The sequence below is a fragment of the Desulfovermiculus halophilus DSM 18834 genome, assembly GCF_000620765.1.
GTDB classification, from domain to species: Bacteria; Desulfobacterota; Desulfovibrionia; order Desulfovibrionales; family Desulfothermaceae; genus Desulfovermiculus; species Desulfovermiculus halophilus.
In genome coordinates this window covers 103,176-125,013 of the sequence record NZ_JIAK01000006.1, presented here as the reverse complement: position 1 = coordinate 125,013, position 21,838 = coordinate 103,176, and the positions used below count along the sequence as shown (strand labels likewise).

General features: G+C 57.7%; 15 protein-coding genes. 3 read left to right on the top strand and 12 right to left on the bottom strand.

The features are described 5' to 3' along the window. Positions 1-11 precede the first annotated feature (11 nt). From N902_RS0103050 to tig, 8 genes are all read right to left on the bottom strand, one after another. The gene (locus N902_RS0103050; protein ID WP_027369735.1) at positions 12-998 is read right to left on the bottom strand and encodes an ABC transporter ATP-binding protein; all 987 of its coding nucleotides are present in this window, start codon (positions 996-998) and stop codon (positions 12-14) included. Between the two features lie 20 nt (positions 999-1,018). After that, complete coding sequence (locus tag N902_RS0103045) at positions 1,019-1,939, bottom strand: ABC transporter permease (RefSeq protein WP_027369734.1); 921 nt, start codon at positions 1,937-1,939, stop codon at positions 1,019-1,021. Then, positions 1,936-2,910, bottom strand: a complete 975-nt coding sequence (locus tag N902_RS0103040) for an ABC transporter permease (protein ID WP_027369733.1) — start codon at positions 2,908-2,910, stop codon at positions 1,936-1,938. The genes N902_RS0103045 and N902_RS0103040 overlap by 4 nt, the downstream gene beginning before the upstream one ends. A gap of 98 nt (positions 2,911-3,008) precedes the next feature. Beyond that, positions 3,009-4,562 (bottom strand): ABC transporter substrate-binding protein, encoded by a 1,554-nt coding sequence (locus N902_RS0103035; protein ID WP_027369732.1) that lies wholly within the window; start codon positions 4,560-4,562, stop codon positions 3,009-3,011. A 451-nt stretch (positions 4,563-5,013) separates the two neighbouring features. Beyond that, complete coding sequence (gene lon, locus N902_RS0103030; RefSeq protein WP_027369731.1) at positions 5,014-7,467, bottom strand: endopeptidase La; 2,454 nt, start codon at positions 7,465-7,467, stop codon at positions 5,014-5,016. A gap of 223 nt (positions 7,468-7,690) precedes the next feature. Further along, positions 7,691-8,941: an ATP-dependent Clp protease ATP-binding subunit ClpX gene (gene clpX / locus N902_RS0103025; protein ID WP_027369730.1), complete on the bottom strand. Its 1,251-nt coding sequence runs from the start codon at positions 8,939-8,941 to the stop codon at positions 7,691-7,693. 42 nt (positions 8,942-8,983) lie between these two features. Beyond that, on the bottom strand, positions 8,984-9,601 hold the full coding sequence (clpP, locus tag N902_RS0103020; protein ID WP_084287683.1) for an ATP-dependent Clp endopeptidase proteolytic subunit ClpP: 618 nt from the start codon (positions 9,599-9,601) through the stop codon (positions 8,984-8,986). Between the two features lie 45 nt (positions 9,602-9,646). After that, the gene (tig, locus tag N902_RS16135; protein WP_034621397.1) at positions 9,647-10,978 is read right to left on the bottom strand and encodes a trigger factor; all 1,332 of its coding nucleotides are present in this window, start codon (positions 10,976-10,978) and stop codon (positions 9,647-9,649) included. Between the two features lie 245 nt (positions 10,979-11,223). On the opposite strand from tig, the gene N902_RS0103010 reads away from it, so the two are divergent. The 3 genes from N902_RS0103010 to N902_RS0103000 are packed head-to-tail and all read left to right on the top strand — an operon-like array spanning position 11,224 to position 14,888. Beyond that, complete coding sequence (locus N902_RS0103010) at positions 11,224-12,972, top strand: hypothetical protein (RefSeq protein ID WP_027369728.1); 1,749 nt, start codon at positions 11,224-11,226, stop codon at positions 12,970-12,972. Further along, complete coding sequence (locus tag N902_RS0103005) at positions 12,969-13,652, top strand: hypothetical protein (protein ID WP_153304128.1); 684 nt, start codon at positions 12,969-12,971, stop codon at positions 13,650-13,652. Before N902_RS0103010 ends, N902_RS0103005 begins: the two co-directional genes overlap by 4 nt. Positions 13,653-13,655: 3 nt before the next feature. Beyond that, complete coding sequence (locus tag N902_RS0103000; RefSeq protein WP_027369726.1) at positions 13,656-14,888, top strand: replication-associated recombination protein A; 1,233 nt, start codon at positions 13,656-13,658, stop codon at positions 14,886-14,888. A 397-nt stretch (positions 14,889-15,285) separates the two neighbouring features. On the opposite strand, the gene N902_RS0102995 is transcribed toward N902_RS0103000, so the two are convergent. The 4 genes from N902_RS0102995 to N902_RS0102980 form a co-directional block, all read right to left on the bottom strand. After that, complete coding sequence (locus N902_RS0102995) at positions 15,286-16,164, bottom strand: dihydropteroate synthase (protein WP_027369725.1); 879 nt, start codon at positions 16,162-16,164, stop codon at positions 15,286-15,288. Between the two features lie 142 nt (positions 16,165-16,306). Then, on the bottom strand, positions 16,307-17,653 hold the full coding sequence (gene acsC / locus N902_RS0102990) for an acetyl-CoA decarbonylase/synthase complex subunit gamma (RefSeq protein WP_027369724.1): 1,347 nt from the start codon (positions 17,651-17,653) through the stop codon (positions 16,307-16,309). A 113-nt stretch (positions 17,654-17,766) separates the two neighbouring features. Further along, entirely contained in the window at positions 17,767-20,010 is a 2,244-nt protein-coding gene (acsB, locus tag N902_RS0102985) for an acetyl-CoA decarbonylase/synthase complex subunit alpha/beta (protein WP_027369723.1), read from the bottom strand. A gap of 48 nt (positions 20,011-20,058) precedes the next feature. Further along, entirely contained in the window at positions 20,059-21,654 is a 1,596-nt protein-coding gene (locus N902_RS0102980; RefSeq protein ID WP_027369722.1) for an acetyl-CoA decarbonylase/synthase complex subunit delta, read from the bottom strand. Between the last annotated feature and the right edge of the window lie 184 nt (positions 21,655-21,838).

Below are 21,838 nucleotides of genomic sequence, written 5' to 3'. Positions count from 1 at the left end.
GACCGTACCGGCTAGGGTTGAAAGAGATGACAGGCCACCAGGCGTTCTCTGGCCTGGGTGGGGGCGAGCTCCGGAGTGTGCACGGAACAGATGTCCCTGGCCATGGAACAGCGGGGGTGAAAGGAACACCCGGGCGGGATGCTGGTCAGGGTGGGCATGGTCCCCGGGATCTGATTCAGCCTGGTTCCCCGCTGCTCCATCTGGGGCAGGGCGGCGATCAGGCCCTGGGTATAGGGATGCTGGGGATCTGCAATCACCTCATCCGTAGGGCCCTGCTCCACGATCCGTCCGGCGTACATGACCGCCATTTTTTCCGTTGTTTCGGAAACCACGGCCAAATCGTGGGTTATCAGGATCAGCCCCATGTGCTGCTGACTGCAGAGCTCCATGAACAGATCCATGATCTCGGCCTGAATGGTCACGTCCAGGGCCGTGGTCGGCTCGTCTGCTATGATCAACTGGGGATTGTTCAGCAAAGAGATGGCGATGATGATCCGCTGGCGCATCCCTCCGGAGAACTCATGGGGATATTGATGCAGACGCTTCTCTGGGGAGGGAATGTGCACCTGGCGCAGCTTGTCCACGGCCACCGCCGCGGCCTCCTGCTCGCTGACATCCTGATGGGCCGTAATGGTCTCCACCATCTGGGTCCCCACGGTCAACACCGGATTCAAGGTCATCATCGGATCCTGAAAGACCATGTTGATCCCATTGCCCCGGATTCGCCGCAGCTGCTCAAAGGGTAGGGAGCTGATCTCCCGGCCCTGGAACAGGACCTTGCCCCCGGCAATATATCCCGGCTTGCTGATCAGGTTGATGATCGAGAAGCCGGCCACTGATTTTCCGGCCCCGCTTTCACCCACCAAGCCCAGACGTTCGCCCTTGTCTAAAGAAAAGCTGACCCCGTTCAATGCGGTCAGATCCCCGCCGCGCAGGGCGAAATTGACCATTAGATCCCGGACTTCCAGCAGGACAGGATGGTTGTGTGGCTCAGGCATTGCGACTCCTACAATGGGTGTCATCCCTTGTATAATTTCGGATTGAGCACATCCCGGAGAAAATCGCCCAGCAGGTTCACGGCCAGGACCAGGATAACCAGGAGAATCCCGGGAAAGGCCGTGATCCACCAGGACCCGCTGAATATATACTCGAAACCGGAGTTGATCAGCGAGCCCAGGGACGGCCTGGTCACCGGCATGCCAAGGCCCAGAAAGGACAGGGCGGCCTCGCTCATCACCGCATTGGCCACCTGAATGGTGGACAGGACCAGAATGGGGGACATGCAGTTGGGCAGGATGTGCCGCCACATGATCCGCCCGGCGTTGAATCCGGCCACCCGGGCCGCTTCCACGTATTCCTTCTTCTTTTCCGCCAGGACCGAGGCCCGCACCGTACGGGCGTACTGCGGCCACTGGGCCAGACCGATGACGATGATCAAGAAAGGGACCGCGATCTCCCCGAACCGGCCCACCCCAATGGCCGCCTGCAGGACTGCACTGATAAAGATGGCCACCATAAGATAGGAAAACGAGAGCTGCACATCGGCCATGCGCATGAAGAAGGAATCAAGTCTGCCCCCGAAATACCCGGCAAGAAGACCGATGACGATGCCCAGAAAGGCCTGGAGCAGAACGGCGAAGATGCCGATGGTGATCGAAATGCGCATCCCGTAGATCATGGTGGACAGAAGGTCCCGTCCCTGGGCATCAGTGCCCATGATGTACTCGGATGTTCCCCCGTCCATCCACACCGGTGGTGTCTCCGAAGCCATAATGTCGATATTGGCCGGATCGTAGGGATTGTAGGGCGAGATCCAGGGAGCGAGCAAAGCGCTGACAAAAAGGAAGACAAACACGGCGCAGCTGACAATGGCCACCTTGTCCCGCTTAAAGCTGTACCACAGATAGGAATCTTTGAACTGCTGCCATCTGGATCTCATGCGGCCCCCGTAATGCGCACGGTGGGATTGACCATGCCGTAGATGATGTCCACAACCGTATTGACCACCACCATGACCAAGCCCACGAACATGAGGTAGGCCACCAAAAGGGACGTATCCGAGCGTTCCACCGCCTCCATGAACAGAAAGCCCAGGCCCTGCCACTGAAAGACCGTCTCGGTCAGAATGGTGAAGGCGATGGTGATCCCCAGCTGCACCCCGCCCACTGTGATCACCGGGAGCAGTGTATTCTTAAAGGCGTGCACGAACCAGATCCGGTACGCGTTCAACCCCTTGGCCCAGGCGTACTTGATGTACTCCGTTTCCAACACCTCCATCATTTCCGAGCGGATCAGGCGGATGAACAGGGGAAGCATGATCGAGGACAGGGACAGACTGGGCAGAATGAGGTGCAGCCAGCCGTCCAGAGTCAAAAACCCGGTGTGCCAGCCCCAGAGATTGAGCGTGGCCCCCCGGCCGAAGGAGGGCAGCCACCCCAGCTGGATGGAAAAGAGGTAGATGCCCATGATGGCGGTCAAAAAGACCGGGATGGACACCCCGACGATGCTGGCTCCCATGACAACTCGGGAGAAGATGTGCCTGGGCCTGATGGCCGCGAAGATGCCCAGAGGAACGGACAGCCCGACAATGATCAGGGCACTGACCACAACCAGCTCGATGGTGGCCGGGGCCTTGGACAGAATGACCTGGGTGGCCGGTTTTTTGTAGAAAAAAGAAGTCCCCAGGTCACCGTGCACTGCATCTGCTAGGAACCGGCCGAACTGGATGTAGACAGGATCGTTGAGCCCCAGCTCGTCCCGCAGGGCCTCCCGTTCGGTCTCGGAAACCGAGATGCCGGTGATCTGGCGCACCGGATCGCCCACGTTGTGCTTGATGGCGAATCCGATCACGCTGATCACGAACATGACCAGAACAGCCTGCAGGATCCGGCGAAGGATAAAGGCAAACATGGGGGTCCTTTCCCGTAAGGTTTGTCCAGAAAAAAGGCAGATCCACGCTCCAAGTGGACCTGCCGTACATGACGCCGCAGACCGGGATCAAGCCTCGGCTATTCCATGACCAGGTCCCCGAAGTAGGGGAAGTTCATGACATTCACGATCGGCTTGATCCGCAGGTCCTCCGTTCCGGCCCAGGACAGGTGCTGCCAGTGCAGGGGCACAAAGGCCGCATCCTTGTACAGGATACGCTCCACCTCTTTGAGCATCTGGGCCCGTTTTTCCCGGTCCGTCTCACTCTGGCATTGCTTGATCAGCTCATCCACTTTGGGATTGCAGTAGTTTCCGCTGTTGTACTGCCCGTAGCCGGTCTCCTTGTTCGGGCACATGAGCAGAAACTCGGTATAGTTGGCCGAGTCCTCGGTGTCCGGATGCCAGCCTATCATCTGAATGTCAGCCACCTGGGCATCGAATTGGTCCCAGTACTGGGCCTTGGGCATGGTCTTTAAATTGACCGTGATCCCGATCTTGCCCAGCATAGAGACAACGGCCTCGGCAATCTTCTCGTCGTTTACATACCGGTTATTGGGGGCGATCATGGAGCACTCAAACCCGTCCGCATATCCGGCCTCAGCCATCAACTCCTTGGCCTTCTGCAGGTCATAGCGGGGAGTGAGCTCCTCTACATAGCCCAGATAGCCTTCCGGGGCCTGCTGTCCGGCGGCAGTGGCCTTGCCCGTCATGATCTTTTGGGCAATGCCCGCATTGTTCACTGCATGGACAATGGCCTGGCGGACCTTCCGGTTCTCAAACTCCGGCCGCCGCTTCTGGTTCAGCTGGAAAGTGATGATCCGGCTCCCGGGCAGGGTGACCAGCTTGATCCCGTCAGTCCTGCTGATCCGGGCGTAGTCCTGGGGCGGAACAGGCATGATGAAATCCACATCTCCAGAGAGCAGGGCCGCCACCCGGGTGGCGTCCTTCTTGATCGGGGTGAGCACGATCTTGTCGATATTCCCCGGAGAATCGGTATCCCAATAGTTTTCGTATTCTTCAAAGACCACCCGCACGCCCTGCTGCCGCTGGGTGACCATATACTTCCCGGTCCCGGATTCATGGGTATTGGCAAACGAATAGCCGGTTTTGACAATGGCGTCCTTGGCCTTTCCCTCCGCGTCGGTCCCAGTGTAGAACTCGCTGTCCATGGGGAAAATATAGGTAGCCATGTTCAAGAGCAGGGGGTAGGGCTCTTTGGTGATCAGATCCACGGTATGCTTGTCCACCGCCTTGGCCCCGGCAAAGGGCTCGAAAAGGCCCTTGAAATCCTGACTCCGTTTGAGGCGTTCCAAGGTCCAGACCACATCCTCGGCTGTAAAGGGGTTACCGCTGTGGAATGTGACTCCTTTGCGCAGGTGAAAACGCACAGTTGTCGGATCCAGACGCTCCCAGGACTTGGCCAGACGGGGCTCGAATGTCATATCCTGGGTCCAGCGGATCAGGGGGTCAAAGACCATGTGCGAGTACTGCAGCATGCCCCCGGAAAGTTGAACCTGCGGATCCAGAGAGACAGGATCAGCATCCATGGCCAGCTTCAAGGTCTTGGCCTGCAGCCCGCCGGCGAAGGCCAGGATGCAGACCAGCCCAATGCACAATGTACGCAAACCTTTCATCGGTCTCCTCCAGGTTTGAAGTGAACACCTTGTAACACACCGTGTAGCAACTCAACGCCCTGCGCGCAAGCACGATGCGCCCGGCGGTCCGGGACGCGGCGAAACGGCCGGAACAAAAAAAGGGCTCTTCGACACAGAAAGTGGAACTGCCTACATAAGAGTTTGCCGTCTCTTTTGTGTGCCTTGAGCGGCAGGCCCGCACATTTTCTTGGTCCCGCCAAAAGGGGGAAACCCGGCACTCACGTGCATGATAAGCTTTCGTCACACAGAAAGCAGTGACCTGCACGTGAGTAGCCGGGAGGGGGCAGGGATCCCCCTTTGGCAGGGCTTAGAAAATACCGGGCCGAAAGTGGGCACACAGAAGAGATGGCAAACTTTAAAAATCCACAGGCTACGTCGAAGAACCCAAAAAAGCCCCGCCGAAGGCGGGGCTTTTTGTTTGCTCTTCCGTTTAATGGGCCTGAGGCCGATTCTGCTCCTTGCGCAGGCTCTGGACCAGGGACATGCCCTTGGGCTGGCCGCAGAATATCTCCTCGGACTGCACATTGACCAGGGCCTGGGGCAGGACCTCGTCCATATGCTCGACCTGGATGATCTCCAGATCCTTGAGTATGGTTTGGGGGACCTCTTTGAGGTCCTTATTGTTGTCCTTGGGGATGATGACCTTGGATATCAACCCTCTGTGGGCAGCCAGCAGCTTTTCCCGCAGCCCGCCGATGGGCAGAACCCGACCTCGGAGGGTTATTTCTCCGGTCATAGCCATATCGTTGTTCACCGGCATGTTCAACAAAGCGGAGACCAAAGCCGTACCCATGGTGATTCCGGCCGAGGGGCCGTCCTTCGGGGTCGCGCCTTCCGGGATGTGGATGTGGATGTCCACTTCCTTGTAGAACTCGGACCTGAGCCCGAACAGCTCAGACCTGGAACGGACATAACTCAGGGCCGCCTTGGCCGATTCCTGCATCACATCCCCGATCTTCCCGGTCACTTCGATCTTCCCGGTCCCGGACATCAGGGCCACCTCGATCATCAGCAGCTCGCCGCCCATTTCGGTCCAGGCCAGGCCGGTGCTCAGCCCCACCTGGGCCTTTTCTTCCCGTTCTCCGTAGCGGTACTGGGGCACCCCAAGCAGGTTGCCCACTGACTTGCGGTTGACCTGCACCGAATGGCCGCCCTTCTTTTCCCTGACCACCTTCTTGGCCAGCTTGCGGCAGATGGACGCCAGCTCCCGTTCCAGATTGCGCACCCCCGACTCCCGGGTGTAATGACGGATGACCTCCAGTACGGCCTGGTCCGAGACATGCACCTGCTCGTTCTGCAGCCCGTGCTTGGCGATCTGCTTGGGCAGGAGAAAGGATTTGGCGATCTGCATCTTCTCCGTTTCCAGGTATCCCGGGATCTGAATGATCTCCATCCGGTCCCGCAGGGCCCAGGGTATGGTCTGCAGGGTATTGGCCGTGGTAATGAAGAACACGTTGGACAGGTCGTAGTCCAGGTCCAGGTAATGGTCGCTAAAGGCGTAGTTCTGCTCCGGATCCAGGACCTCGAGCAGGGCTGAGGACGGATCTCCGCGAAAATCCGTGCTCATTTTGTCCACCTCGTCCAGGCACATGACCGGGTTGTTGTACTCCTTGCGCTTCAAGGCCTGAATGATCTTCCCTGGCAGGGCCCCGACATAGGTCCGCCGGTGTCCGCGGATCTCGGCCTCATCCCGGACCCCGCCCAGGGAGAGGCGGACGAACTCCTTGTCCATGGACCGGGCGATGGACTTGGCCAACGAGGTCTTGCCCACCCCGGGAGGACCGACGAAGCACAGGATCTGTCCCGATATCTTCTCCACCAGCTTCTGGACGGCCAAAAACTCCAATATCCGTTCCTTGGGCTTTTCCAGCCCGTAGTGGTCCTCATCCAGGATTTTAGTGGCCTGGTCGATATCCAGATCGATGTTCTTCATCGTATTCCAGGGCAAATCCAGGATGCAGTCCACGTAATTGCGGATCACAGTGTACTCTGCTGAAGAAGGCGGGATATGCTTCAGCTTGTGGATCTCCCGCTTGGTCTTCTCCCGGGCCTCGTCCGGCATGTCCTTGGCGTCCAGCCGTTCCAGGAGCTCATCCAGCTCTTCACCGGACTCCTGCTCTACGCCCATCTCTTTGTGGATGGCCTTGAGCTGCTCATTTAAGTAGTACTGCTTCTGGTTCTGTTCGATCTGCTCCTTGACCCGCTCGTTGATCTTTTCCTCAACCTCCGAGTGCTCGATCTGGGACAAGAGCAGGCCATAAACCATTTCCAGCCTGGAGTAGGGATTGAGCTTTTCCAGGGCCTCCTGCTTCTGACTGAAGTCCACCTTCAGATGGGGGACAATCATGTCCGCCAGGTGTCCTGGGTCCTCAATCCCGGTGATGGCCTTGATGGTCTCCTGGGACAGGTTCTTGTTCTTCTGGCCAAAGGTGCTGACCGCCTCGTGGACCATGGTTACCAGAGTATCCACCTCCGCACCGGTGGAGACCTCCTCTTCCAAGACCCAGGAGGAAATAACCGGGAAATCGGCGCTCTCGTCGAACAAGGGATCTTCGCCTTCCCATCCGGCCCGGTCCTGGCCCTCGAACAGGACCTTGACCGTTCCGTCCGGAAGCCGCAAGAGCTGCAGGATCTTGCAGATGACCCCGGTCTCGAAGAGATCCGCCTGTTGGGGCTTTTCATCCTCCGGGTTGCGCTGGGTGACCAGAAAGATCTTCTTGTTGTAATCCGCCAGGGCCTTTTCCACTGCCTTGATCGATGCCTCCCGGCCGACATACAAAGGTATGATGGCCCGGGGAAACATAACCACATCCCGCAGGGTCATCAGGGGCAACTGAATCATTTCCCTGTCTTCGCCTGCAATATAGTATGTATATTCGTTCATGGGTCCTCCAAACCTCACGTTTGGTATCTGTGTTGTGGTGTATATATCACCCTGCATTCCGCCAGAGGCCGGGCAACGGCCTCTGGTCAAAATTGCATACGGGAACTCTTGGGGGGACGGTAAATGAAAGGCAAAACCAGAAAAGCAGGCAGGACACTGTAACTGTATGTGAGTCTTGCAGCCGTCAGGGTCTGACCCCGGCTCCAGCTCTGCGCCGATGGGCTCAGGCGCTTTTTGCTTCGTGGTGATAGAAGATCAAAGGGTCTTTCCCGTCATCAACCACAGCCCGGTTTATAACACACTCCTGAACATCCTGCATGGAGGGCAGCTTGTACATGATCTCCAGCATAATGGCTTCCATGACGCTGCGCAGGCCTCGTGCCCCGGTTTTGCGTTCCATCGCCTTGTGGGCAATAGCCTTCAGGGCGTTGGTGGTAAACCGCAGATTGATATTATCCAGCTCGAACAGCTTTTTGTATTGCTTGACCAGGGCGTTCTTCGGTTCGCTCAGGATATGGACCAGGTCGTCCTCATCCAGTTCATCAAGGGCGGTAACCACTGGGATCCGGCCCACAAACTCCGGAATCAGGCCGTACTTGATCAGGTCCTGGGGCTGATTGAGCCGCAGGAGCTGGCCCAGCCCGATCTCCTTCCTGGAGCTGAGTTCTGCCCCAAACCCCATGGCACTTCCCTGGGTCCGCTGTTTGATGATGGTATCCAGCCCGACGAAAGCGCCTCCCATAATGAAGAGGATATTGGAGGTATCCAGACGGATGTACTCCTGCTGCGGATGCTTTCGCCCTCCCTTGGGAGGGATGTTGGCCTCCGTGCCTTCGATGATCTTGAGCAATGCCTGCTGCACACCCTCCCCGGAGACATCCCGGGTGATCGAGGCACTGTCAGCCTTGCGCGAGATCTTGTCGATCTCGTCGATGTACACGATGCCCTTGGAGGCGGATTCCAGGTCGTAGTCGGCGTTCTGCAGCAGCTGGACCAGGATGTTTTCCACATCCTCGCCCACATACCCGGCCTCGGTCAGGGTCGTGGCATCGGCCAGGGCAAAGGGTACCTGGAGCACCCTGGCCAGGGTCTGAGCCATGAGGGTCTTGCCCGTTCCTGTCGGACCCATGAGCAGGATGTTGCTCTTGTCCAGCTGCACGTCCTTGGAGGACCGGTCATGGTAATGAACCCGCTTGTAATGGTTGTATACCGCCACCGAAAGGACTCTCTTGGCCTGATCCTGCCCCACCACATACTCGTCCAGGGACTTCTTCAGCTCGCTGGGGGGCAAAAGCCTCCCCTCGCTGGTTTCCTCGCTGATCTTGTCCTGGGTCAGGATATCGTTGCACAGGGCAACGCACTCGTCGCATATATAGACATCCGGTCCGGCAATGAGCCGCTGCACCGACTCCTGGCTTTTGCCGCAGAAAGTGCAGCAGAACTCTGTGGACTTCTGGTCTTTGTCGTGATTCATAACCCTACCTGATGTGCTGTCTTTATCCGCGAGCCGCGGCGGCTACCCGCTGCTGGCCTCTTTCCGGGAAGAAAGGGTCTGGTCAATGACTCCGTAGTCTTTGGCCTCCCGGGCACTCATAAAGTAATCGCGGTCTGTGTCCTGTTCGACCTTGCCCAGCTCCTGCCCGGTGTGGGCAGCCAGTATTTCATTCAACGTCCCTTTCAATCGAATAATTTCTTTGGCCTGAATGTCAATATCCGAGGCCTGCCCCTGGAATCCGCCCATGGGCTGATGAAGCAGGATACGGCTGTGGGGGAGGGCGTAGCGCATGCCTGCCGTCCCGGCAGCCAGAAGGACGGCCGCCATGCTTGCCGCCTGGCCCAGACACAGGGTCGCCACCGGGGCGGAAATGTACTGCATGGTGTCGTAGACCGCCAAGCCAGCAGTAACCGATCCGCCCGGACTGTTGATATAGAAGTTGATCTCCTTTTCCGGATCCTCGGACTCCAGGAACAGGAGCTGTGCGCAGAGCAGGTTGGCGATGTAATCGTCAATGGGCGTCCCCAGGAGAATGATCCTGTCCCGCAGCAATCTGGAATATATGTCGTAGGCCCGCTCGCCCCTGCCGGTATGCTCAATGACTATGGGCACATTGGCCATGGTTTCTGATTGGTCCATAATATCTCTCGTTTGGCTTCTGCACATTGGTTTCGGGGTGTCTGTTTACTTCTCGGCAGTCTCTTCTTCAGGGCTGTCTGCGGTGTCCCCGTCCGCTTCCTCTTCTGTGATCACGGCGTTCTCGTAGATCCGCTCCATGGCCTTGTCGGCCAGCAGGCTGTCCCGCAGGGCGTGCATGAGGTTGTTCTGCTCATAGTACTGCTTCATTTCCTGCGGGTCCTGTCCGGAATTGATCGCCAGGCGGTAGAGGTGCACCTCCACCTCCTGATTGGATACGGTCAACCCTTCACGCTTAGCGATATCCAGGAGGACGACATGGGACTTGACCACTTCCTCGGCCTCAGGGCGCAGCGATTCGCGGACGGCCTCTTCGCCCCCTTCAGACTCAAGGCTCTTGCCCTGCTTCTCCAGGCTGGAACGCTTGGATTCCATCATCCGGCTTAGCTGAGAATCAACCATGGACGGAGGCAACGGGATATCCACCTGGGTCAGGACCTGATCCAGGAGCCGTTTTTGGGCTGCTGAGCGTTCCATTCTCTCCATCCGCTCGGAAAACGACTTCTGGATGTGATCCCGGACTTCTTGAATGCTGTTAAAACCCAGCTGATCGGCAAAATCGTCATCTGCCTCCGGGAGCTTGCGCTCCTTGATCACATTCAGGGTGACCTCCATGGTCACCGTACTTCCGGCCAAATCGGAATTCAAGAAGTCTTCAGGGAAGGTGACCTCTCCTTTGCCGCTCTGCCCCGGACTGAGCTCTTTGACGATCTCTTCAAAGGACTCCAGGGCCTGTCCTTCTCCCAGGGGGAGCTCAAACCCCTTGGCCTGCAGGTCGGAAAGCGGCTCTCCGTCTTTATAGGCTGTAAAATCAATGACCGCCACATCGCCGTCCACCGGTTTCCGGTCTTCCTTGACCAGCTCCAGGGAGCTCTGCTCCCGCTGAACCCGTTGCAGGGCGGACTCTACCATGTCCTCATCTGCGGCGACCTTCTTCTGGGTGGTCTGCAGCCCGTTGTATTCCGGAAGATCGAGCTCTGGAACATACTCAAAGCGGAAGCGGTAGGACAGGTCCTGATCCCGCACCAGTTGGGCATCGTCATCCATGTGGATCCCAGCAACAGGCTCCAGGTTCAGCTCTCCAAATATCTGGGAAAAATGGACATTTAATAGATCCCTCGTCGCTTGGTCGGAAATTTCCTTGCGAAACTTGTTTTCCACCAGCGATGACGGGACCTTGCCCTGCCTGAAGCCGTCCATCTTCAGGTCTTTCTTGAAGTAGGCCACTGCAGTCTGCAGTGCTGCGTTGACTTCCTCCGCTGAGATTTGGACGGTCACCTTCTTTTCAACCGGCGAGATATCCTCAACCTGATATTCCATGGCCCGATTTCCTCCTTCAAAAATAAAAAATCAGCCTCCGCAGGCTGCTTGGGGTTTAAGGGTAAAAAAAAGCAGTCCCCGGGTCAAGAATTCTTCTGCAATCCTCCAATATAAGACCGGACAGGCATTTCGTCAACAAAACACCTGCCCCAGCCAAAGGCAAAAGACGTTGATTTTTTTCTTCAAGTATTTTATAAGCAAAATATATACCACACATTGGCATCACCTCTCGCTTCTGCTTTCGTATGAATTACTCCTGGAAAGAGGCATTTACTCGGGTCCCGGACATCACCTGGCAGGATTCCTCCACCCTGCGGCACCCCTTGTCCATCAGCACACTTGAAAATCTCCGCCGATTTTTGGACTACGTGCATATCAAGTTCTGCCTGCTCCGCCCCTACTGCGAGCTCGAAGACTATCCCCTCGTCTCCCCCCAGGAGCTCTTGCCCTCCTTTGAATCCAACCTGTACGAGTACCAGGATCTCCCCGGATTCAGCCTTGTGGCCTTTGACCGGCCCGTGGACTACTTTCAGGAGATCTTTCAGTTCGACATCCTGCATTGCGTTGAGGACGCCTTTTCCTCCAGCAGTGGTCCTGCATCCCCGTTTGAACCGGCCATTATCCAGCAGAATCATGACGTCTTTCTCAGCCGCCTGCCCAAGGTCCACCAGGACAGATTCAAGTCCACCTTCAATCAGGACCGGGTCACGGATATTCGTTCCTATCCCAGCATATTGCCCTATGTTTTGAATATGGACCGGGGCCATGTCCTGGCCAAGAACTCGGCCGGGGATTTTTATACCGCTGGGATCTACGCCTCATTCCCTTCGGATCTGGACTCCGAGCTCAAACGCTTCGGGCTGCGCATCGGCCGCTTCAAGCCGGGCGACAACCGGATCTACGAGCTGAACCGGCCCTTTGTGTACCAGTACCTCATGGAGCTCTACGGGTTTCCCATCACCTCAGAGCGCCGGACCTCGGCCGCTCTCTTTTCCCGCCGCCTGTTCAAGATGGGGGAGGACTTTCTGATCCGGGTCCTGGGCCAAAGCGACCGGACCCTGACCACCCTGTCCTCATTGACCCCGAACTCCCTCTATCCCCAGCTGGACAAAATCGCCCTGGTCTCTGTGGCCAAAAGCCAAAAGGATCAGTTCAGGGAGCTGAAGAAAGGCGGATTTCTGCTGGAGCATGATGAGCCGGCGGTCATACTCCGCGTTCATTACCGGCAGCACAAGTACGATCCCCAAAACGTCCGCAAAGACCGGGCCCTGTCGGTTGCCAGGCAGGAGATCATCCACCCCCTGACCGGCGAGGTCACCTCAGCGGTCAACCTGATCAAGGACACGACCTTGATGACCTTGATCCTCAACGACATCGTGAAAGGGGAATACAGCGGCCGGGTCAAGTACAAACGCAACGAAATCGTGGAAAACACGGAGACCCATTCCAAGAGACTGAAGTTTTTGTATGCCTGGCTCCGAAAGCACCAGCGGCGGATCATCAGCTACTCTGACGAGTTCTACACCAATGTGACCAAGGTCCTGGGGAACTACCTCCTGGATCCCACCTTGAATGCTGAGTTCCAGCACCTGCATCAGCTCTACCACGAGGTATGGGAGCAATACAGCTATATCCAGCAGGCTCGAAAGATAAAGTTCCTGGAAGACATCAAAGGCAAGCACTACAAGGGACAAAAGCTGAACAACCTGGATATGCTCAAGCAGGCGGTCAGGATCCTGACCGAACTGAAGTTCGACCTGGTCCAGTATTTCGACTCCATTACCGAACACGCCATTCTTCTGGGCGAGGGGATACTCAACGACTCGTATCTGTGCCGAACCTACATCTCGCCTCCTCAGGACCAGCTGACAGACTACGGCCAGCGCATCAGGACCTACTACGGGAGGCTGGTCAAGCTGATCGACGACTTCAAGGCCATCCGTAGATCCCGGAGCAAAACGGCACGATCCCGCACCCCCGCCCAGAGTACATGACCGAGGATCCAGAAAACTGGAGGGACTGCGCAGCTATGTTCTGCACCCACTGCAAGTACACCAGCTTTGACTACCTCCCCTCCTGCCCCAGATGCGGACGGGACTGGAGCCAGTCCAAAAAGGCCCTGAACCTGGACTGGGTGACCGCTTCGGCCGCTGAGAGCAAATATCAGCGACAGGCATCCGGGAATGCGGGTTCACCACCCCAGGCAGCCTCCAACTCCTCGCCCGCATCCGGCACACACACCGCATCCGGGACCCATGCCTGGCCCCCGTCCCCCCAGCAGCAGGAGACAGCCTCATCTGAACCGCCGAGCCGCCCTCAGGAAATGCGGGCTCAAAGCCAAGCCCCCCCCATGTCCCCGGAAAGCGAACCTGACTCGACTGAGGAGGAGCTGGACTTTCCGGACCTGGACAGCCGTCTGGAACGAGAGACCGGGGCTGGGTCCCAGGACAACCAGCTGCACCCGTCCCAGGCCCCGCAGCCCGACCAGGAGCCCGCCGGCAGCTCTTTGTCCATGGCCGGCCAGGGAGAGGAGGACGAGGTCCTGGATCTTGGCTCCCTGGTCCACGATTTGGGCCTGGAGCCAGAGCCCGAAGGAAGCAATGCCGGGGACCGCAGCAAGACCCCCCGTCCATCCGATCCGACTGGCCGGCACCTGTCCCCGGATGAGGACTGACCCATGGCCTCGGACCAACGAACCCCTCCTCTGGCCGAACGTCTGCGGCCCAATCGCCTGGAAGAGTTCATCGGCCAGGAGCATATCCTGACCTATGTCCGCTCCCTGTGCCGGGCGGAACAGCCCAGCAACCTCCTGTTTTTCGGTCCCCCGGGCTGCGGGAAGTCCACCCTGGCCCTGCTGATCGCCCAGGCCTTCGGCCGTCCCTATCTGCGGGTCAGTGCTCCGGAGATAGGGCTTCCCGCGCTGCGCAAGAAGCTGTCCGATATAGAGATCCTGATTCTGGACGAACTGCACCGTTTTTCCAAAGCTCAGCAGGACTTCTTCCTCCCCCTGCTGGAAAGCGGACGGTTGATTCTGCTGGCCACCACCACGGAGAATCCGTCCTTTAGCATCACCAAACAGCTCCTCTCCCGCCTGCACATCCTCCGCCTGCAGCCTCTGGAGGAAAAGGATCTGCACAATCTGGTTCACAAGGGGATCCAGGCCCTGGAGCTGGATCTGGCTGAGGAGAGCGTGCAGCTCATCGTCGACAACTGCAGCGGTGATGCCCGGACCCTCTTCAACCTGCTGGAGTATGTGGCTGATCTTCCGGCCGCCAGCCGGAAGCCCCGGGCCCTGCGTTCCGCTCTGCCTGAGATCCTGCAGCGTAGCGACCGGGGCGGAGACACCCACTACGAGCTGGCCTCGGCCCTGATCAAGTCCATTCGAGGCAGCGATCCGGACGCCGCCCTCTATTACCTATCTGCCATGCTGGAGGGGGGCGAAGACCCGCGTTTCATCTGCCGCCGGCTTATTCTCTCCGCCTCGGAGGATGTGGGCTTGGCCGATCCTCATGCCCTGCCCCAGGCCGTCTCCTGTTTCCAGGCCGTGGATGTGGTGGGCATGCCTGAAGGCTTTATCCCCCTGGCCGAGACCGTGTGCTATCTGGCCCTGGCTCCAAAGAGCAATTCCGCCTATGCCGGATACCTCTCCGCCCAGAAAGAGATCCGAGAGAACGGCCTGCAGCCCGTCCCCCTCCATCTGCGCAATCCCTCCAGCTCCCTGCACAAGAAATGGGGCTACGGGCAAGGATACAAGTATCCCCATGCCTATCCCGGCTCCTGGGTGGAACAGGAGTACCTCCCCCAGGGCGTGCAGAACCGGATTTTCTATCAGCCCAAAGACCAGGGCCTGGAGCCCCGGCTCAATCAGTGGCTGCAGAACCTGAAACGAAAGTTCCGCAAAAAGACCTGACCCCAGCCCCGGCCATCGCCCGGGGCTGAGGCGGAAAACAAAAAAGGCTCTTCGACACAGAAAGTGGAATTGCCTACATAAGAGTTTGCCGTCTCTTCTGGGTGCCGTAAGCGGCAGGCCCGTACATTGTCGTGGTCCCGCCAAAAGGGGGAAACCAGGCACTCACATGCATGATATGCTCAGTCCATCTGAAAACAATGTCCAGCATGTGAGTGCCTGGAGGGGCAGGGATCCCCCTTTGGCGGGAGTTAGAAAATACCGGGCCGAAAGTGGGCACACAGAAGAGACGGCAAACTCCAAAAATCCACAAGCTACGTCCAAAAACCAAAAAACCCCCGGAACACACACGTTCCGGGGGTGAATCCTGCACGAGCTGAGCTCGGACTGGTCCTGCGGCTTACAGCTCCAGCCAGGAATCAGAGTACAGGGAGCGCCCCATGAGGACCTTGGTGGTCTTGGCCACATCAACCATGTCCTTGGACAGGCTGTTCATATCCGGATCATTCCCGTCCATGACCGCATGGACAACCTCTTCCAGGTCTTTGCGCTGGTCCTTGGCAATGGCGGTCAAGGTATCGTCCCTGGGATCGGAGATAATGGAGGCCATGCCGACCTTTTTCAGCATCACGGCATAGACCTGGTTCAGGATGTCCCGCAGATGATTGGGGGCACCGTTGGAGACATTGGACAGACCGCAGGTAGACTTGGCTCCCGGGGCTATGTCCGGAAGCATCTCGTAGAACTTGATCAGGCTCATGGCGTGTTCCTGCTGGACATTGACCGGGGTGACAATCCCGTCCACCCAGATCTTCTCGTTGGGAATGCCCATCTCGTTGGCCACAGTGATCAGCTCCACGGCCAGAGCAGCCCGCTCGTTCTCATCCCGGGGCAACCCTTCAGGGCCCCACATCAGGGCCACAAAATCCGCATTGTGCTCCGCAGCCAGAGGCAGCATCTTTTCATACCGCTCCGGACGGCACATGATGGAGTTGATGATCGGAGGCTGATTGCAGACCTTGAGGCCGGCCTCGATGGCGTCGATATTGGATGTGTCCAGCAGCAGCGGCAGGTCCACAACCTCCTGGACCGTCTTCACCACCCAGGGCATAAGCTCAACCCCGTTTTTCTTGGCCGGCCCGAGGTTGATGTCGATATAGTCCATTCCCTTTTCTTTCTGGAATACAGCTTCTTCCTGGATGGGCTTGGGATCCATTTCCTTGAAGGCCTTCCCAATCTTGGTTCCCATCACATTCAAGCTCTCACCGAAACACAACATGCCCATGGACAACCTCGCTTCCATTAAGGTTTTGCGTCAAACGCCCCTGACCTGCGCGGGGCCGGTCCGGATTTTTTGCTTCCAGCCGGCCACCCAGGGTCAAAAGCCCTCCCGCAGTTCCGGGAGGGCTCGATGCTCCACTCTATTTTTTCTTGTTCTTTAAGAATGCAGGGATATGTGCAGCTTCCCGCGGACCGACCGTGACCGTCCAATCCGGGAGCTCTTCCTCGATTTCGCCGACAATGGCCGCGGCATAGCCCGGGATGATCAGTTCCTTGTTCTTGACCTTGTCCGCAATCCCGCATTTCTTGACAAACATGCCCACATCGTCGCCGGCGAACTTCCCGGCCGCCCAGGCCGTGAGCACGGACAGGCCTTCGGAGTCCTTGATCAGCAGCCAGCTGGGGACCTTGCTGCCTTCTATCTCCCCGGCCACAATAAAGTAGGTCAGGGCGAAGTTGGTGGTAACCATGACCGGTGAGTTCTCATCCGGCTTGCCGATCTCGTATATGCCTTCCTGCACTGTCATCGGCCGCTGCGGGTCGGTGTAGATATTCAGCCGTTCCAGCAGGACAGGGAAGAGCAGCTCGGCGCTGAAATCGGAAAAGACGATCAGGGAGCCGAACTTGGCCACGAACATGGCCCCGATCAAAGCTTCCATATCCAGATTGGAGGCCATTTCGCAGGGCAGGGCAATAGTGGGGAAACCCACTGAACGGTTCTTGGAGCGCAGTGCGGACCGGCGCATCCCGACCATATCTTCAAAAGCGCCCTTGAGTTCCCGGCTTCCGGAATCGATGACCAAGTCCTTGAGCCCCATTTCCATGAGCTTGTCCGTGAGCTCGGCAACCTTGTCCACCGAATCGGCCTTGACCGCCAGAGGAAGCTCATTGTCCTTGGCCAGCTGCCCGAAATCATCGGCATTGCTCTCTGTGGCCGCATACAGCAGCGGGCGCTTGAACTTGCTGGCCTCTATCCCGGCCTGCATCACGTCCTTGTCCTCTGTCATGAGCACCAGGTTGAATTCGGTCTGCTCTGCAATGTACTTGGCCTTGGCCCCAAAGGCCTCCTTGTCCTGATTGACGTCCTTTAAGGCCACAAACTCGGGGCGCAGATTGAACCCGACCCGATCGTACTGAAAGGCATTCCATTTTTTGAGCTTGGTCTGCAGATCGTCGTCGCTGATGTCTGAACCGATCATGGCCGCCAGGGCCGGCTGATTGTAGAATGTCTTTTCATGCCGGTACTCAACCGTCTCTCCGCCCAGGGTCCTGCCCCGGACGCCTTTGCCCACCTTCACCGGCCGGATGGGCGGCGCAGAGGCCTCGGCCAGCTTCTCCCGGGCCTCGTCAGATACATAGGGGCAATCATCAAGGTCTGCTTTGCCTGCGGCCAGATTCATGGCAAAGGCCAGGCAGGTTGCAGCCCCGCACTCCTTGCAGTTGGTCTGCGGGAGCATCTTAAAAATTTGAATTCCTGTCAGACCCATATCGCGCTCCTTTTCTGTAGCAATAGTCAACGTCTGTGTCAGCGCACATCTTCATCAGCACGCAAGCCTACACAAATTCGGGGGCGGCCACGGCCACCCCCGAACTGCTCATCTTACCCGCCCATAATCGGTTCCAAATCCAGGGCGGGATGCTTCTTCTCCTTTAAGAAGGGAAGGATATCGGCTTCAGTTGTGCCCACTGTCTCGTCTGCTACACGATCCAGGAGATCCGGAATGCCGACCTCTTTGGCCCGCTCTTCAAAACGTTCCTTGATTTCGTCCTTGAGCATCTTGGGCATCCACACCAGGCGCAGCAGCCCGGAATGCTCATCCTTCTCAAAAGGACCATCACCGCGGATGAACTTGCGCTGGGTAACGTTGAACTTGGAGTGCCCCACAAAGCCCGGAGTCGAGGCTCCGCCGCCGACTGTTCCGGCCAGGGTGGTAAAGGTCATTCCACAGGGAGTCTCGCCCTGATAGTCCCGGTTAACGGTCATGACTCCATTGCACTGGGGCAGGACCGAGGCCACGCACTCGCAGCAGCCACAGGTGGTCATGGGATCATAGACAATGGAATAGAAATTGTAATGGTCGATTCCGCCTTTGGAGGCCTTGTACACGAAATCGTTGACTCCTTTCCACTGTCCGTACCTGTGGTCCACACACTCGCCCTTTTGAATGGGCTGGTTTGGTCCGGTGGGGTTGATTTCGTAAGAAGCCTTGCAGTCCATCCAGTTGTACGCCCCGCACAGCCCGGTCCGCTCCGGACTGACCGTGCACACGTGGTTGGGGGCGAAGGACTGGCACAAGGTGCAGGAGTAGTAGGTCTCCACGTCCTCGTCCCGCATGTTTTCCACCCGCTCGTCCCGGGTCTTGTACTCTGCCCTGGCCCGTTCGGTGAGTTTTTCCACATCCTCTTTGCCAGTGTACAGAGTGACCTGGACCTTATCCAAGATCTTGCCGAAATCCTGATGGAACTTGGCGTGCAGGACCACACCGATGTCCTTTAAAGTAAAACCCTTTTCCACAGCGGCCTTGCCGACCCGGACCCAGGAGATATCCCGCTGTCCGATATGCATGACCCCTTGGATGTAGTTGACCAAATGATGGATCTGACGTTCCAGAATGGGCTCAAAATCTTCCTGCATCTCCCGGCCGGCTACCTGGGCATAAATGCCCAGAGGCAGGGTGTCGCCTTCCTTCAAATCGCCGACATCTTTGCCCACGACTTCGACCTTGCTGTCCTCGATCGCATTCATGTCCGCCATCTTGACCAGCTCGGTGCACTGGGTCTTGCCGCCGCCCATCTGAGCAAACAGATCGGCCTTGCGGACCCGCTCGCCTTCATAGGCAGGACCGAAGGCGCAGGGGATGTCCACCTTGGTCACGCTGACCTTCAAGCCGCGGACCTCAATGGATTTCTGCACAATCTCCTCGTGGGGGACATCGCTGACCACATGCTCGTAGGTGCAGACTCCTGTGGGCAGGATTTCGGGAATGTCTGTGTCGGCAATGGTTGGAAAGCCCCAGTTGACACATCCGGCAGCTGCTGCGGCCCACTCGGCATTGACATCGCCAAGGGCGTTGACAAAGGCGAAGATGCGGTTTTTGTTGTACATGAGGATGCGCTTATAGTCTCCGGGCTGTACGCCGCCGAAGGACATTGCCGCCCGGTTGGCAAACCCCAGGGCGAAGATGGCCGAAGAGATGTCCGGACCAAAGGGTACGATCCGGGTATTCCACCCGATCTGCACTCCTGCTTCCCGGAGCTGATCGGCACAGGTGGTCCCGTTCTGGTTGGCGGCCAGGAATATGTACAGATTTTTTTGCTGATAATCTTCGACTATCATCTTGGCCGTCTCTGCATCCGGGGCAGCGCCCACGATAGCCGCAAACCCCGGGGCAGAACCGTCCACGAATTCCACGCCCCGCTTACGCAGGATGACGTCGTCTGCTGCACCCAGCCAGATCTTGTTGTTGTCTTCGTCCACCTCTTCCGCAGTGGCCAGGTAAAAGTCTGGCTCATACAGATAGCGCAGGGCCTCTTGGACCTCGAAGCAGAACAGGGCTGCCATGCCGGCATCCAGGAGGGAGCCGAGATAGGGGAGATGGTTGACGCCCTTGATATGCGGCGGGAGGAGCTTGCGGGCGAACTGTACGGGCTTTTGCAGGTCTTCCAGGGTCTCGCACTTGATTCCGGTCAAGGAATAGATGACCGGAAGATAGTAGGCAGTATTGGGAAAACCGATCTTGGTACTCGCTTCATATGTATCCAAGGCCTGTTTGAGCTGGCCTTCGGCCTTGGACACGATATTATAGCCGCCTTGGATGGCCGCAAAGGCAACGAGTTTGGACATAGTACACTCCTTTTTGCGGGTTTATCCCTTCTATTATCACGCCCTTTGCTAGACAGCCCGCTTGTGAAAGCGGTCCAGCAGAGTGACGATCCGTTCAGTGACCGACTCCGGAACCGGTTCGGCCTTCTTTTCTTCAGGGGCCTTGGATCCGGATTGGGCTTTGGCCACCTTATCCCGGACCTCCTTGGCATCCTGCTCCAGTTTCTGGGCCCTTTGCTCGGCTTCCCGTTTGGCCTTTTCCTCCGCTTCCTTCTTGGCCTGTTCAGCCTTGGCCTTGGCCTCTTCCTCGGCCTTGGCCTTGGAATCGGCTTCCGCCTTGACCTTTTCTTCCATTTCTCTGCGGACCTTGGCCTCTATTTCGGCCCGGATCTTGGCCTCGTCAACAGCCGGAGCCGCCCCGCCCGCAGGCTCGGCAGGCTTGGCTTCAGCCGCAGCCGGAGCTGCTTGCTGCGCGGTTTCGGCTGCCGGTTTTTCCTCGGCCTTGGGCTCGGGCTTGGGTTCGGGCTTCTGTTCGGCCTTTGCTTCCGGCTTGGCCTCGGCGGCCGGCTTTTCCTCAGCCTTGGGCTTTTCTTCCTTCTTGGCCGCGGCCGGCTTTTTCTCTTCTTCGATGCTCAGGTCCATCTCCGGAGACATGGACAGATAATCGATCTCCGGCTCTTCCAAAAGCTTGTTCACCGGCTCGACCTTCTCGGCCGTGCCCCCCTCGACCATCAGCTGGATGAAGGACCGGACCAGGCGGACGGACTCCGGATGGCGCATGACCAGCACGTTGGACCCGGACATGAGGTAAGAAACAGCAGCCACTGCCTCCATCATAATGCCTCTGCGTTCCGGATCTCCCAGCAGGGGATTCTCCTCAATCGGTTCCTTGGCTTCCTTGCATTTCCAGACCTCGAAGGCCAGGTTGTTGTAGATGGGCAGCTGCAGCTTGTCGTCCCCAAAGGTCAGGGCGGCCAGCTTGATCCGTTCCATGACCGAGTAGGAGTACTCCATTCCATAGCCCAGACCGCCGGTTGTGGGGTCGATGAGCACCCGTTCCAGGGGCATGCCCAGATTTTCGAGCAGGATGTTGATCTGCTTGGCCAGGTTGATGTCAATGGGCGAAGAGGCGACGGCTGTGTGCCCAAACCCCATGACTCCGGCCCCGATGGTCTTGTGGTTGGCGTCTTCAATCGGCCCAATGACCAGATTTGCGCCCTCGCACTCCTCGGATACCTTCTTCAACACCTCAGCGTCCTTTTCCACAGCCGTGGTTCCCCACACACAGACCGGGACATCCACAGCGTCCAGGACCTTCTTGACCCTCGCCACGGCCTCTTCAGCACTGGCGTCCTGGTCATTGGGGTCAGTGCTCCGGAGCTGGAGGGAAATCATGTCCGCACCGTACTCCTGAACACACTTTTTGGCCCAGGCGGCTGGATCCGCCAGGCAGTCTTTAAAAGGAGCAGTGGCTGCTTCCGGCCACTCCTTGGGCTCCATGTCCCAAACTTCCATGGCGATCTTCGGCGGATTCGGGATCTCGCCTTCAAAGGCGTGAAATGGGAGGCAGGATTCGCCGCCTACCGTCACGGCTTTGTCGCCTTGACCCAAAGTCACAGCCTTGATCGACCCGGTATAGTTTTCCTTCACCATTTCAAAGCCCATATCCACTCCTTATTGCTTGAAAATGATTGAAGAACCTAAGGCGTATATGAGGTGCTCCCCAGCGGATCGCACCGCCTTCTCCAATGTGTGTTCTTGAGTACCACTCAGTTTCCGAAAGCAAACTGAATATATCTATGGAGTTCAAGTCTTTAATAAATGAGAATTCACTAGCTGCAAATTGGCC